The sequence below is a fragment of the Tangfeifania sp. genome, assembly GCF_055108615.1.
The window spans coordinates 1-13051 of sequence record NZ_JBSQIC010000099.1 but is presented as its reverse complement, the minus strand read 5'-3'; the positions used below and the strand labels follow the sequence as shown (position 1 = coordinate 13051).

Genomic DNA, 13051 nt, shown 5'->3' with positions numbered 1-13051 from the left:
TGCGAGGCTTCCACGGCCATTTCGTAATCCTCTTTCGAATGCACCATGATTGTAATTTCCTCGGCCAGTTTCTTCTGGAGCAGCCGGCGATGTGGTTCTGCGCGGTGTTCAGCGGCCAGTTTTTCAATTTCTTTCTGCGATAGAAGCGTGAAAATTTTAATGTAGCGTTCGGCATCCTCATCGGAAGTATTGAGCCAAAACTGGTAAAATTTATAGGGTGAAGTCCGCTCCGGATCGAGCCACACGTTACCCGATTCGGTTTTGCCAAATTTGGTGCCATCGGCTTTGGTAATCAGCGGGCAGGTCATGGCAAAAGCTTCGCCACCGGTTTTACGGCGAATCAGCTCTGTTCCCGTGGTAATATTCCCCCACTGGTCGGAACCGCCCATTTGCAGTTTGCAACCCTGGGTTTGGTATAAATGCAGAAAATCGTATCCCTGAACCAGCTGATAGGTAAATTCAGTAAACGACATTCCCGATTTCGACTCCTCGCCCAGCCGTTTCTTTACACTGTCTTTGGCCATCATATAATTCACGGTAATGTGCTTGCCAATATCGCGGATGAATTCCAGAAACGAAAACTCCTTCATCCAGTCGTAGTTATTCACCAAAGCTGCGGCATTAGGCGCATCGCTTTTAAAATCGAGGAATTTTTCGAGTTGTTTTTGAATACAATGCTGATTGTGTCGCAGTGTGGGTTCGTCCAAAAGGTTGCGCTCCTGCGATTTTCCCGAAGGGTCGCCAATCATTCCGGTTGCCCCGCCAACCAGTGCAATGGGCTTGTGCCCCGCCAGCTGGAAATGTTTCAGCATCATAACACCTACCAGGTGTCCTATATGCAGCGAGTCGGCAGTGGGGTCGATTCCCACGTAGGCTGCAGTCATTTCTTTGGAAAGTTGTTCTTCGGTTCCGGGCATCATGTCTTGCAACATCCCGCGCCATTCCAGCTCTTTAACAAAATTCATTCAACTATTTTTTGCAAAATTTGCGCAAAGATATAAAATGTCCGCTTTTATTAAACGTTAACTGCTTTCTTAACGCTGTCAAATATGTTTTCATCTCTCTTGCCGGGTTCATCAGATTCGTCCCAAATATTTATGAACGGGAAAAGAGCGGGTGCAAAATTTCGAACTGGTTCATATAACTGCGACTGCAATTTTGATTCCTGTGAAAGAATTTCAACATCTTCATCAATTTTCTCGAATACAATTAAAATGATACTTAATATGAGGGCCGCACGTAAAATTCCAAATGCCAGGCCGGCCAGCTTATTAATAAATCCAAGCATGGCGGTTTCAATGAATTTATTTACTGCGCTGCCCACAATGTGTACCAATATAACAATTACTATAAATGTGATTATAAACGAAATGATATTGAGGTACTCCGTTTCAAAATTGAAATTTTCGGTAAGAAAATCGGTGGTAATGTATGAAAATTCAATGGCGCCCCAAATACCAAGAATCAATGCAGCAAGCGAAGCCAGTTCGGCCACCAGTCCTTTCCGGAAACCCGAAATGGCTGAAAACAACAATAATAGCCCAATGATGATGTCAATATAGTTCATTGTTTTACTTTACGTTATTGGTAAAATGTAAAAGTAGAAATAATTTTTTTGAAGTACAGCAAATAAAAATTTCTACCTTTGAATAAAAATTTTAATTGACAGGAATGCCACTACTCAACACTGTTATAAGTTGGATCAACTACAAACGAAATTACCAGATAGAATTATTTCGCGAGCATCCGAACGACATTCAGAAAGAAACGTTGCTGAACCTGCTGAATAAATCGAAAAATACCGAGTGGGGAAAACTGCACAAATACAACGAAATAAATTCAGTTCATGATTTTCAGGAAGCTGTGCCGCTGCAAACGTACGATGAAATACGCCCGTATGTAGATCGGTTGCGCGACGGGGAAACCAACCTGCTTTGGCCGGGCGAGGTAAAATGGTTTGCCAAGTCATCGGGAACTACCAGCGACAAAAGCAAGTTTATACCGGTAACAAAAGAGGCGCTCGAAGACTGCCACCTGCGCGGGCCAAAAGATGTGTTTGCCATTTACATTAACAACTATCCCGAAACAAATGTACTTTGGGGCAAAACGCTCACACTGGGCGGCAGCCACGAAATCAACAACTTCAGCAATAATTCGTATTACGGCGATTTGTCGGCCATTTTAATTGAAAATGTCCCTTTCTGGACCGATATCATCCGGATACCCCCGGCCAAAATTGCGCTAATCCCGGAATTTGAAAAAAAGATTGACCACATCATCGAAAATTCGCTCGACCAGAATGTTACTTCGCTGGCAGGTGTTCCGTCGTGGTACCTGGTGCTGTTGAAAAAAGTGCTTGAAAAAACCGGCAAAAGCAACATCCTTGAAGTGTGGCCCAACCTGGAAGTTTTTATCCACGGGGGGGTGAAATTTGAGCCTTACTACGAGCAGTACCGGAAAATCATTCCTTCGGATCAAATGAATTACATGGAAACTTACAATGCATCGGAAGGTTTTTTTGCCATTCAGAACAACCCTGAAACCAAGGATATGCTGCTGATGCTCGACTATGGGGTTTATTACGAATTTATACCCATGGAAGAGTTTGGAAAAAATAATCCGAAAGTGTTAACGCTCGAGGAGGTGGAGCTGAATAAGAACTATGCGCTGGTTATTTCAACCAATGCAGGTTTGTGGCGGTACATCATCGGCGACACCATTCAGTTTACTTCAAAATATCCTTTCAAATTAAAAATTACAGGACGCACCAAACATTTCATCAATGCTTTTGGCGAAGAAGTGATAATTGACAATGCCGAAAAAGCACTTCAAAAAGCCTGCAATGAAACCGGTGCAATTGTTAATGAATATACCGCGGGTCCGGTTTTTATGGGCGACAACCAAAAAGGGGCGCACCAGTGGATTATTGAATTTGAAAACGAACCTGCCAACAAAGAACAGTTTGCCAAAATACTGGATGAAGCGCTGCAATCGCTCAACTCCGATTACGAGGCCAAACGCTACAAAGACATCACCCTTGAAATGATTCATCTGGTTGCGGCTCCAAAAGGAACGTTTTATAACTGGATGAAAAAACGCGGTAAAGTTGGCGGCCAGAATAAAATACCACGTCTGGCTAACGATCGTAAATACCTGGATGAAGTTTTGGAAATGCTCCAGGAATAAATTTTTTATATTTACCTTCTAATTCATAAAACAGATTAAAAATGCATATTGCAGTAGCAGGAAATATTGGTGCCGGCAAAACAACCCTTGCTCAGTTGCTGGCAAAACACTACAACTGGACACCTCATTACGAAGATGTGGACGAAAACCCTTACCTGAACGATTTTTACAACGACATGCAACGATGGTCGTTTAACCTGCAAATATATTTTCTGAACTCCCGCTTTCAGCAAATTCTGGACATCCGTAAATCGGGGAAAACAATTATTCAGGACCGTACCATTTACGAAGATGCCGAAATATTCGCACCCAACCTGCACAGCATGGGGCTGATGAGTACCCGCGACTTTAAAAACTACAAGGCGCTGTTCGATTTAATGGTGAGCTTCATCCAGCCGCCCGATTTGTTAATCTACCTCCGATCTTCGATTCCCACGCTGGTGAACCAGATTCAGAAACGTGGCCGTGAGTACGAAAATTCCATCCGCCTCGATTACCTGAAACAACTGAACGAGCGCTACGAAGGATGGATTGGCAGCTACAAAATGGGACAACTGCTGGTAATAAATGCGGACAACCTCGACTTTACCGAAAACAAAGAGGATTTAAGCTCGATCATCGACAAAATCGACGCACAAATTCACGGGCTGTTTTAATCCATTTCGCTGATTTGTTTTAAAATACCGGGCCACTGATCATCGGGCAGTTTGGCACCAATTACTTCCACCACTTTTCCGGAAACCAGGGCCGCAATCCGTCCGCATTTTTCAAGGCTGTAATTGTTGGCCAGCCCGTAAAAGAAACCAGCGGCATAATTATCGCCGGCACCGGTAGTATCAATTGCGTTGGCCTCGATTGTTGCCACGTTTACCTGCTCATTTCCACGTTGAATGATTGAACCTGCCTTGCCAATTTTAACCACGGCAATTTCGCAAACCTTAGCGATTTCATCAATGGCTTGCTGCGGCTCTTTGCCGGTAAAAGCCAGGGCTTCTTCTTCGTTGGCAAAAACAATATCCACCTTCTCGCCAATTAGTTTTTGCAGAAAGCCAAGATTGGCCTCTACAATGTTAAAACTGGAAAGGTCAATCGCAATTTTCAATCCTTCGGCACGTGCCAAATCAATGGCTGTTTCAATTAATTCGTGATCCTGAACCAGGTAACCTTCAATATATAAAATGGAATAGTTGCTGAAAATTTCGCGGGTAAGTTCCGCGGGTTTCAAATCGGCTGCCGCGCCCAGGTAAGTGGCCATGGTGCGTTCCGAATCGGGGCTGACCAAACTCATTACCCGGCCGGTATCTTTGTCGCTTTTCAGCAGGTGCGTGCCAATATTTTTTTGTTCAAATTCTTCTCTGAAAATTTTTCCCAGTTTATCGTCGCCGATTTTTCCGAGGTAACCACACTGCCCGCCAAGACAGGCAAGTGAATAAATTGAATTGGCTGCCGATCCACCTGTAGTAATTTCGCGCTTGTTGAAACGTGTGGTTTCATATATTTCCCGCGACAATTCGGCATCCACCAGGGTCATGCTGCCCCGGGGCAATCCAAACTCTGTCAGCACAGCATCGTTTTCCAATACATTAATCACATCGACCAGGGCATTTCCAATACCCAAAACTGCAGTTGTTTTCTCTTTATTATTCATCTCATTAAAATTGTTTATTTCATTTGTATTCGATGTAACTCTCAATGAATTTTAATTCTTCTTGTTTGTGAATTTGAAGAATGAAAATTCATGTTCGTTTCATGAATAAATTTTGTTGTTTCTGAAAATTAACCGCGAAGATAAACGAAAACTTATTTTTTATTCAGCCGTTAATGAACTTACTTTGCCTAATGAAGCCGGAGTAGTTTCAATTTAATATCGGACTAAAAATACAAGCGCCAACTCCTGTTGGTGCTTTCCCGTAAGTTGCAGTTTCTATAAACATATGACTCCTGCGGAGTCAAATATTTAATTTATGCAATTACCAACACGATGATCCCGAGCAATAGCAACATAAACAACACAAACTGGTTGCGGACAAACAATCCCAGCAAAATAAGCACTTCCACCTCTTCGGTCAGGGTGGTGTAAAGTTCGATTTCACCTTTGTCTTTCGATAGGAATTCATTGGAAGTGTAGGTAATTATTTCGGCACCATTAAATTTCCACGACCAGCGCGACTGCCAGAAATTCTGGATTTCCAGCTCGAAACGTTTGCCGTTAATTACCACGTCGGTGCGCGGGTTAAACAGGTTCACCATCACCATTCCCAGCAACGACTGGTCGTTGGCATCGTAAATTTCCAGTTTTGAGAGGAAAAACTCGCGGTTGAGCGCGAACAGCCGGCCGTTTATCATGGCCTGCGCTTTGGAACTGAACATGTTCTCCCAACGGATATTCCCGATGAGCTCACTCCCCCGCCGAATCTCCAGTTTCGAGCCAAAAACCTGTTTTGTCCACTGCAGTTTATCCATCGTCACATTTTTCAAAATCCGCGATGCAAGTTATGAAAATCTAAAGCGAAGTAAAAGAGGAGAAAACCGATTTTAGAAACTTTAACGAATTGCTCACCAAGTCATAGTCTCACTCAGAGTGAGGCTATGACTAACCGCAAGAGGCTTCCGGAAAACAAATTTTATTCAGACTAATTTCAAATTACCCCCACCCCCCCTAAATTTTATTGAAATTCGGGGTTACCTTTTCTTATTTAACCGAATATTATTATAGACATCTGGGCATTGCCCAAATACAAGTTAAATCATGAAAAACTGGTTAAGCGACAAAAACAAATTCATTGGGTAAGCCTTCCCGGGAGCAGGTTCACTCATTACTTTGTTCCCGGTCCGGGGAGGCAGGCAGTTTTGCAACTGCCCACACAAAACTACCATACGGGAGCGAGTTTTACAAGTTGACAGTTGTGAAAGTAATAGGTTTTTGCCAAACTTTAAATTTAATCAAAAATGAAAAAATCTATTAGTTTTTTAATACTTGCTCTAGGATTTGTTTTTGTATTTCTTTCTTGCGAGCAGGAAGAAGAATTTATCAATAATCAAGAGGTAATAAAATCAAAGAATATTTTTATTAAGAAAGTTACTGATCCAGTTTTAATAAAACAGTTTCAATCAAAGTTGTCAATGCTTAAATCAGCGGGGGGTACTGAATTCGATACGCAAAACATTTATGAAGTTGGATTGACAGAATCCTCTCCAAAGGTTTTAGTTGCAAACCAAGTAGGATTTGACGAATGTAATGAATCAAATTATGGATTAGCAAATGCAGTAGATGAAAATGGTGATTTAGGCACTCCTACGATTGTTGAAACTAAAAAATTAGAAGATGATATAAGAATTATCAATTATTATGATCATTCCTATAATTTGTTAATATCCTTAGAATTGAATTCAAATTCAGAAAGAATTGAGGTGCTATACAAGCAAGCGTCATTGAAATCTACCGGTCAAGATGTTGCAGACTGTATAGGTGATGTATATACAAACCATGGATGGGTTTCAGTTTGGACGTGGGTACAAAGTGCTTTTATTCCTGAAACTGTTGTCGCAATAGCGGCAGCATGTGTAGGTGCTAATTTATAAAATAATCAATATGAAAAATTTATTAATATATTATTTTTCAATATTATTACCTCTTCCTCTTTTAGTTTGGTCAGCATTTAATGATACTCTGCTGTTTATATTCTTATTGATTTCTTATATAATCTATCGACGTTTCACTGACTCTAAAAGACTAATTGAAAAAGGATTACTATCAAAAAAAGACGCTTGGAAAGTATTTGTAATTCCCTTTTACTCAACCTATTACTTTAAGGAATTGTATTTTGAAAAATAGTTTACTCAAAGCATAACGTTTCGCTAAACAAGATGATATACAATTGGTTAAGTAAGTAAAAAAATGCCGGCTCCTTTCGAACCGGCATTTTCATGGCGTATTTTCTAATTCAAGTCATAGCCTCACTCAAAGTGAGACTATGACTAACAATTTATGGAATCAAAACTTTGTCGATAACGTGCACCACGCCGTTTTTTCCTTCAATATCAACGGCAACTACCTTGCTTTCGTTAATCATTACACCGTCTGAGATGTTAACTTTCAACATATTGTCTCCACTCAAAGTACTTACTTTGGTATTCGACAAATCGGTTGACATTACTTTTCCCGAAACCACGTGGTAAGTCAGAATCGGCATCAGCTGTTCGGCGCTTAAATCTTTCACGCCGTCAACTCCCAACTGGCTGAACAGGTTTTCGAAAGCAGCATTGGTCGGTGCAAACACAGTAAATGGTCCATCGGCGCTCAATGCGTCAACCAAACCGGCTTTTTTTACAGCATCCACCAGTATCGAAAAATCTGGGTTCGAAACCGCGATTTCAACGACGGTGCTGCCTTCGGTTTCCGAATCACCTGATTCAAAATTGGATTCGTTGAGCATCCAGGCTTCTGCCTCGAGGTTTTTAAACCACTTTAAAACATTGGCTTAACATTACCCGAAAACTGATGAATTCTGATGTTCAATCTTTTAAATCAACTAATTTTGCACCTCCAATTACTTATAAAACAATTTTCAACATGGTAGAAAAAGATAAAAAGCTTTTCACCGATTTTGCCCCGGTTTCAACCGCCGACTGGGAGGCAAAAATCAATGCTGATTTAAAGGGAAAAGACTACAACAAAGCACTGGTATGGAGGACGTACGAAGGATTTGAAGTGCAGCCATACTACCGAAAAGAAAACCTGGAAGGACTCGATTTCCTCCAAAGCCTGCCTGGCGAATTTCCGTTTGTTCGCGGAAACAAAAAAGCCGGCAACGACTGGTTTATCCGCCAGGACATTTACGTGAAAGATTTCAAGGAAGCCAACAAAAAGGCGCTTGAAGTGCTGGGAAAAGGAGTTACCTCGCTCGGGTTTTATTTCGATTGCCAAAACAAAATTACCCGCGCCGATCTGGATGTTCTTTTGAAAGACATCTGCCTCGAGGCCATTGAAACCAACTTTGTTTGCCTCTGCGAAAACTGCAACGGGGCGCTGGCATTTGTCGAATATGCTTCTGAAAGCAAAACGGAGAACAGCAGCATCCTGGGATCATCACCCATCGATCCAATCGGTTCGTTTGTTTTGAAAGGCAAACTCGATGACGCCGCTTTTGACGAACTGAAAGACATCGTGGAGAAAACCGCCGGACTTCCCTATTTCAAAGTCATCGGCGTTCACGGAAAATTCTTTGCCAACAGCGGAGCTTCACTGGTTCAGGAAGTTGCATTCTCGCTGGCGCAGGGAGTGGAGTACCTCACCCGCCTCACCGAAACGGGACTGACCATCGACCAGGTGGCCGGCAAAATGAAATTCAACTTCGGTATTGGCAACAACTACTTTATGGAAATTGCCAAACTCCGCGCTGCCCGCCTGCTTTGGGCACAAATTGTTAAAGCTTACGGCCCGGAAAACGAGGAGTCGCTGAAAATGATTACCCACAGCGAAACCAACGCGTTCAATAAAACATTTTACGATCCGTATGTAAACATGCTGCGCACGCAAACCGAAGCCATGTCGGCAGTGCTGGGTGGTGCCGATTCCATTACGGTTCAGCCGTTTAATGCCATCTTTGGCGAAACAAGTAAAATGGCCGAGCGCATTGCACGCAACCAGCAGATTTTACTGAAAGAAGAGTCGCACCTCGACAAGATTGCAGACCCCGCAGGTGGCGCTTATTACATCGAAAACCTGACTGCTTCACTTGCCGAGCATGCATGGAAACTTTTCCTCGAAGTGCAGGACAAAGGTGGCTTTGTGAAAGCTTTCCGCGAAGGATTTATCCAGTCGGAAATAAAAGCGATGGCCGCCAAACGCGACCAGAAAATTGCCATGCGCCGCGAAAATATTTTGGGAACAAATCAGTTTCCGAATTTCACGGAGAAAGCGGAAAAAGAATTTGACGAATCGATTTTCTATCCTACCGATTTAACGGAAGAAGGCACCGAAGTGGAAACACTGAAAATGTACCGCGGTGCTCAGCCGTTTGAAAGGCTTCGCTACAAAACCGACCAGCACGCGAAAAACAACAAGCGTCCGGTGGCCTTTATGTTGCCGATGGGAAATCTGAATTTCCGCAAAGCACGGGCCCAGTTCAGCACCAACTTTTTTGCCGTGGCCGGTTTCGACGTTATCGACAACAACGGGTTTAAAACCGTGGAAGACGGCGTTGCCGCTGCCAAAGCCAAAAATGCCGACATAGTGGTGGCGTGCAGCTCCGACGATGAATATGCTGAAATTGTTCCGCAGGTTGCTGATCAACTCGATAATGAAATTTTGGTAGTTGCCGGAAGCCCGGCCTGCAAACCGGAACTGGAAGAAAAAGGAATTACCAATTTCATCCATGTGAAAAGTAATATTCTGGAAGATTTGAAAATGTATCAGGAAAAACTGAATATTAAATAGACACAAGGTAATTAGACACAGGTTGCAAGATGAATAGACACAAGATTTAAGAAAAAGTGTCTTGAACCGAACTTTATTATTTGATAATCTTCGTCTTGATACTCACTATCTTGATACTTGATACTAATTGTCTTGATACTAAAAATTTAAAAATATGACACCGAATTTCAAAAACATCAACATAAAAAACATCCGGGCAAAACAAACTCCCGGAAGTGTTGCCAACAACGCACAAAACTGGCTGACACCGGAGCAAATTCCGGTAAAACCGGTTTACACGAAAGACGATCTGGAAGGACTGGAGCACCTGGATTATGCGGCTGGCCTGCCGCCATTTCTCCGCGGGCCTTATTCGGCGATGTACGCCATGCGGCCGTGGACGATTCGTCAGTATGCAGGATTTTCAACTGCCGAGGAATCGAACGCATTTTACCGCCGCAACCTCGCTGCCGGCCAAAAAGGTTTGTCGGTGGCATTCGACCTGGCCACTCACCGCGGCTACGACTCCGACCACCCGCGTGTAGAAGGTGATGTTGGAAAAGCCGGCGTGGCCATCGACTCCATCCTCGACATGAAAATCCTGTTCGACGAAATTCCGCTCGACAAGATGTCGGTTTCAATGACCATGAACGGCGCGGTATTGCCGGTGATGGCATTTTACATTGTAACCGGACTCGAGCAGGGTGCCACGCTCGAACAGCTTTCGGGAACCATTCAGAATGACATTCTGAAAGAATTCATGGTGCGGAATACCTACATTTACCCACCTGATTTTTCAATGAAAATTATTGCCGATATTTTCGAGTTCACTTCGAAATACATGCCGAAGTTCAACTCCATTTCCATTTCGGGCTACCACATGCAGGAAGCAGGTGCCACCGCCGACATTGAAATGGCCTACACTCTGGCTGACGGACTGGATTACATTCGAACCGGAATGAAAGCCGGTCTCGATATCGACGCTTTTGCGCCCCGGTTGTCATTCTTCTGGGGAATTGGCATGAACCACTTCATGGAAATTGCCAAAATGCGCGCAGCGCGAATGTTGTGGGCGAAAATTGTAAAAAAATTCGATCCGAAAAACCCGAAATCGATGGCGTTGCGCACGCACTCGCAAACTTCGGGCTGGTCGCTCACCGAGCAGGATCCGTTTAACAACGTGGGAAGAACCGCAATCGAAGCCATGGCCGCAGCGCTGGGACACACCCAGAGCCTGCATACCAACGCGCTCGATGAAGCCATTGCATTGCCAACCGACTTCTCGGCACGAATCGCACGCAACACACAGCTGCACCTGCAAATGGAAACTGAAATTACCCGCTCGCTCGATCCCTGGGCAGGTTCCTACTACGTGGAATCGCTGACCAACGACCTGGTACACAAAGCATGGGAACGCATCGAGGAAGTGGAAAAACTGGGGGGCATGGCCAAAGCCATCGAAACCGGCGTACCCAAAATGCGTATTGAAGAGGCAGCAGCGCGCGCGCAGGGAAAAATCGACAGTGGTTCGCAAACCATCGTGGGTATCAACAAATACCGGCTCGATAAAGAAGACCCAATCGATATTCTCGACATCGATAACACAGCAGTGCGTAAATCGCAGATTGAACGGTTGAAAAAACTACGTGCCGAACGCAACGAAGACGAAGTGCAGGCTGCACTAACTGCCATTACAAAAGCAGCGGAAACCGGAAAAGGAAATTTACTGGAATTGTCGATTGAGGCAGCCAAAAAACGTGCATCTTTGGGAGAAATTTCAGATGCCTGCGAAAAAGTGGCAGGAAGATATAAAGCAGTAATCAGAACAATTGAAGGCGTGTATAAATCAGAAGCACAAGAAAAAGACGAGTTTAAGGAAGCGCAGGAGCTGGCCAAACAGTTTGCCGAAATGCAAGGCCGCCAGCCGCGTATCATGGTAGCCAAAATGGGCCAGGACGGACACGACCGCGGTGCCAAAGTAGTGGCCACGGGTTACGCCGACATCGGGTTCGACGTGGATGTGGGCCCGCTGTTTCAGACACCGGAAGAAGCAGCCAAACAGGCCGTTGAAAACGACGTGCACGTGCTGGGCGTTTCTTCACTGGCAGCCGGGCATAAATACCTGGTTCCCGCCGTGGTGGAAGAGTTGAAAAAACTCGGTCGCGACGATATCATGGTGATTTGCGGGGGAGTAATTCCATCGCAGGATTACAAATTCCTGTACGACTCAGGCGTAGTTGCCATCTTCGGACCCGGAACCAGCGTTGCCGCTGCCGGGAAAAAGGTCCTGAGCATTTTGATTGAAGCGTATAAAGAATAGGGAGCCTCTCACCGGCCCTCTCCAAAGGAGAGGGAGTTGAGGGAGACGCGGTTTGCAACTGCGTCAATTTTCGGCGATTTATCCCGAAAATTCGGGACACCGAACCCGATATAAAATACAGAAGCCGGTTCCAGAGGAGCCGGCTTTTTTGTTTAAAAAAGTCAAATTTGCTAAAATAATACATCCCTTTTAATGGCTGTCAGGAAGGGATTTTTTAGCCTCTGTTTTTACGCAACGCTTCCCTCGAAGCCCGATCAACCAAAGTGAAAATCCGGTGAATTTTGTCTTTTTTGCGGGAGGGCTGGTGTCCGGTTACTTTTATGAATTCGCAGTCGAGTTTATCGATTGCCCTGTAAAATTCCCGGTATAAATCGTGGTTGTTCATCAGCCGGTTGTTTTTCGATCGGAAGTCGTTTTTTTCCAGCCGTTCGCGGCGACGAAGTAATCCGGTTACATTTTGTGAATCAGAATAAACGATAATTGTATTTTCGGCGGAGGCAACTTCGCCAAGTGCCCACAACAAGGTTTCAAGTTCTAAGCGCGTGGAGGAAGTGTTTTCAAACTGTTTGGTTTTTACCTCTTTTTTAAGTTTTCCAGACGGAAGTTCAGGATTATCAACAGCCAGGTATGCACCAACTCCAATTTTGGTTTTGGTGTTCACGCTCCCATCGGTAAAAAGTAAAATTTCATTCATGCATATAGTCCACCTGCAAGCCCCGGTTAATCGGATTGGGTTGAAAACTTTTGTAGTGCCCCTGGCTGACTTTTGTTCCGGATGTAAATGATTTCATTTCTTAGTCTTAATTTTTGCACCAAATTAAGAATAAAAAATTTCTTAGTTTAGTTTTTGGCGCAAAATTAAACTGGTACGATTGATAGTTAGATTTAGGAACTTATGCGGACGGTAAACTCTAATATTTCAATTCCACGATGGTACGATTGCAGCAATTCAGGGATTAAGTAATTATTATTCGATTATGCCGAAGGTTTTCTATAAAGGACATAGTAATACTGTACAGCAAAAATACAGGCTTCTCACTGTGTCGTTATCAGCTCAAAAATTTTTTAATTTCTTATTTCTCCCTCCTTTCTTTTTTTTCCCCGGTTTTTCCCTGATTTTCGGAGCA

Annotated in this window: 11 protein-coding genes; 5 read left to right on the top strand and 6 right to left on the bottom strand. The window is 43.8% G+C overall.

Features of this window, described 5'->3' with window-relative positions; genetic code table 11:
* Together tyrS and ACTCNA_RS15865 are read right to left on the bottom strand one after the other, a co-directional pair.
* On the bottom strand, nt 1-965 hold a 965-nt coding region (gene tyrS, locus ACTCNA_RS15870), incomplete at its 3' end, for a tyrosine--tRNA ligase (RefSeq protein WP_462948915.1).
* Between the two features lie 50 nt (nt 966-1015).
* Nucleotides 1016-1567: a CvpA family protein gene (locus tag ACTCNA_RS15865; protein WP_462948914.1), complete on the bottom strand. Its 552-nt coding sequence runs from the start codon at nt 1565-1567 to the stop codon at nt 1016-1018.
* Nucleotides 1568-1671: 104 nt separating this feature from the next.
* On the opposite strand from ACTCNA_RS15865, the gene ACTCNA_RS15860 reads away from it, so the two are divergent.
* Nucleotides 1672-3186: a GH3 auxin-responsive promoter family protein gene (locus ACTCNA_RS15860; protein WP_462948913.1), complete on the top strand. Its 1515-nt coding sequence runs from the start codon at nt 1672-1674 to the stop codon at nt 3184-3186.
* A 41-nt stretch (nt 3187-3227) separates the two neighbouring features.
* On the top strand, nt 3228-3842 hold the full coding sequence (locus ACTCNA_RS15855) for a deoxynucleoside kinase (RefSeq protein ID WP_462948912.1): 615 nt from the start codon (nt 3228-3230) through the stop codon (nt 3840-3842).
* On the opposite strand, the gene ACTCNA_RS15850 is transcribed toward ACTCNA_RS15855, so the two are convergent.
* Together ACTCNA_RS15850 and ACTCNA_RS15845 are read right to left on the bottom strand one after the other, a co-directional pair.
* A complete protein-coding gene (locus ACTCNA_RS15850) occupies nt 3839-4834 on the bottom strand; it encodes an adenosine kinase (RefSeq protein ID WP_462948911.1) in 996 nt (331 codons plus the stop codon). The genes ACTCNA_RS15855 and ACTCNA_RS15850 overlap by 4 nt on opposite strands.
* Before the next feature lie 314 nt (nt 4835-5148).
* Nucleotides 5149-5649: a hypothetical protein gene (locus tag ACTCNA_RS15845; RefSeq protein ID WP_462948910.1), complete on the bottom strand. Its 501-nt coding sequence runs from the start codon at nt 5647-5649 to the stop codon at nt 5149-5151.
* Nucleotides 5650-6135: 486 nt separating this feature from the next.
* Here ACTCNA_RS15845 and ACTCNA_RS15840 point away from each other — a divergent pair, with 486 nt between their 5' ends.
* Nucleotides 6136-6768 carry a hypothetical protein gene (locus ACTCNA_RS15840; RefSeq protein WP_462948909.1) on the top strand — a complete coding sequence of 211 codons (633 nt, stop codon included), beginning with the start codon at nt 6136-6138 and terminating at the stop codon, nt 6766-6768.
* A 404-nt stretch (nt 6769-7172) separates the two neighbouring features.
* On the opposite strand, the gene ACTCNA_RS15835 is transcribed toward ACTCNA_RS15840, so the two are convergent.
* Nucleotides 7173-7622, bottom strand: a complete 450-nt coding sequence (locus ACTCNA_RS15835; RefSeq protein WP_462948908.1) for a fasciclin domain-containing protein — start codon at nt 7620-7622, stop codon at nt 7173-7175.
* Nucleotides 7623-7759: 137 nt separating this feature from the next.
* Here ACTCNA_RS15835 and ACTCNA_RS15830 point away from each other — a divergent pair, with 137 nt between their 5' ends.
* Together ACTCNA_RS15830 and scpA are read left to right on the top strand one after the other, a co-directional pair.
* On the top strand, nt 7760-9625 hold the full coding sequence (locus tag ACTCNA_RS15830) for a methylmalonyl-CoA mutase family protein (protein ID WP_462948907.1): 1866 nt from the start codon (nt 7760-7762) through the stop codon (nt 9623-9625).
* A gap of 154 nt (nt 9626-9779) precedes the next feature.
* Complete coding sequence (scpA, locus tag ACTCNA_RS15825; RefSeq protein ID WP_462948906.1) at nt 9780-11924, top strand: methylmalonyl-CoA mutase; 2145 nt, start codon at nt 9780-9782, stop codon at nt 11922-11924.
* Nucleotides 11925-12138: 214 nt separating this feature from the next.
* Here scpA and ACTCNA_RS15820 read toward each other — a convergent pair whose 3' ends face one another.
* Nucleotides 12139-12618 (bottom strand): RNase H family protein, encoded by a 480-nt coding sequence (locus ACTCNA_RS15820; RefSeq protein WP_462948905.1) that lies wholly within the window; start codon nt 12616-12618, stop codon nt 12139-12141.
* Nucleotides 12619-13051: the final 433 nt, after the last annotated feature.

Coding starts and splice junctions, on each gene's coding strand:
- ACTCNA_RS15830 (WP_462948907.1), top strand. CDS start 7,760: ATGGTAGAAAAAGATAAAAAGCTTTTCACCGATTTTGCCCCGGTTTCA.
- ACTCNA_RS15860 (WP_462948913.1), top strand. CDS start 1,672: ATGCCACTACTCAACACTGTTATAAGTTGGATCAACTACAAACGAAAT.
- ACTCNA_RS15845 (WP_462948910.1), bottom strand. CDS start 5,649: ATGGATAAACTGCAGTGGACAAAACAGGTTTTTGGCTCGAAACTGGAG.
- ACTCNA_RS15840 (WP_462948909.1), top strand. CDS start 6,136: ATGAAAAAATCTATTAGTTTTTTAATACTTGCTCTAGGATTTGTTTTT.
- ACTCNA_RS15820 (WP_462948905.1), bottom strand. CDS start 12,618: ATGAATGAAATTTTACTTTTTACCGATGGGAGCGTGAACACCAAAACC.
- ACTCNA_RS15855 (WP_462948912.1), top strand. CDS start 3,228: ATGCATATTGCAGTAGCAGGAAATATTGGTGCCGGCAAAACAACCCTT.
- ACTCNA_RS15835 (WP_462948908.1), bottom strand. CDS start 7,622: ATGCTCAACGAATCCAATTTTGAATCAGGTGATTCGGAAACCGAAGGC.
- ACTCNA_RS15865 (WP_462948914.1), bottom strand. CDS start 1,567: ATGAACTATATTGACATCATCATTGGGCTATTATTGTTGTTTTCAGCC.
- ACTCNA_RS15850 (WP_462948911.1), bottom strand. CDS start 4,834: ATGAATAATAAAGAGAAAACAACTGCAGTTTTGGGTATTGGAAATGCC.
- scpA (WP_462948906.1), top strand. CDS start 9,780: ATGACACCGAATTTCAAAAACATCAACATAAAAAACATCCGGGCAAAA.